Raw genomic sequence first — 800 nt, 5'->3', positions numbered from 1 at the left:
CCGTCGGCTTGCCGGTGCCCGACCGCGGCCGCCTGCACCCCGACATCTGGCAGGCCTGGCATGACGCCAACCACCCGAGCTGACTGCGCAGCGTGAACTGCGCACGGCAAACGTTGTGTGTACATTGGTGTGTAGGGCGAGGTTGAATGTCTACGTGCCAGATGAACTGGCCGAACAAGCCCGTTCACACAGACTGAACGTGTCTGCGTTGACGCAGGCTGCAATCTCCGCGGAACTGCGCCGCACCTCGCTGTCAGAATGGCTGGATGCCCTGCCCTCGGTGCGTCGCCCGGTAGACCCTGACGCGGTCAAAGCTGCGCTGGAAGACGCGCGCGACGAGTTCGGCCGGTGAGCACGCACTCACTGGAAGATATTGTGCTCGATGCCTCGGCAATGGTCGATTTGCTGACCCGCCGAGACAACGCTGAACAGATTCGGCTTCGGTTGCAAAACAACGTAATTCATGTTCCGGCACACTTCGAGGCGAAGGTGTTGTCGGCGTTAGGCCGGCTCTGGCGTGCCGGACAACTCGACGAGGCCGACGTGTCCGGACTCCTGACCGCCGTTCGGCGTGCGCCGCTCGCACGCACACACCGTCTCGTCGATGGACTCTACGTCGAACTGACCCAGCAACTCCACGCCCGACTCATAACGACCGACGGCTCGCGGCGGCAGCTGCCCCGACACCGGGTCAAAGTCGAGAAACTTCGCTCAGCCGAGCAATCCGCGGATGTCGTCGGCGGTCAGCGCCGAGCCGAACGCGTTGCCGGCGTCGAGGTCGCGGGAGAATGGGGGGGCCG

Annotated in this window: 1 protein-coding gene and 1 pseudogene; both read left to right on the top strand. The window is 64.2% G+C overall.

What is annotated here, in order from left to right; all coding sequences use genetic code 11:
• Nucleotides 1–97: 97 nt before the first annotated feature.
• A pseudogene (locus tag F6Q13_RS18325) lies at nucleotides 98–274 on the top strand (type II toxin-antitoxin system CcdA family antitoxin); the annotation flags it as partial.
• 74 nt (nucleotides 275–348) lie between these two features.
• Nucleotides 349–800 (top strand): type II toxin-antitoxin system VapC family toxin (locus tag F6Q13_RS18320; protein WP_293059571.1); only part of this gene is annotated, 452 nt, incomplete at its 3' end.

Source organism: Mycobacterium sp. (assembly GCF_008709575.1).
Classification (GTDB): domain Bacteria; phylum Actinomycetota; class Actinomycetes; order Mycobacteriales; family Mycobacteriaceae; genus Mycobacterium.
The sequence above is the reverse complement of the archived record's forward strand: the minus strand, read 5'-3'. Positions and strand labels throughout refer to the sequence as shown.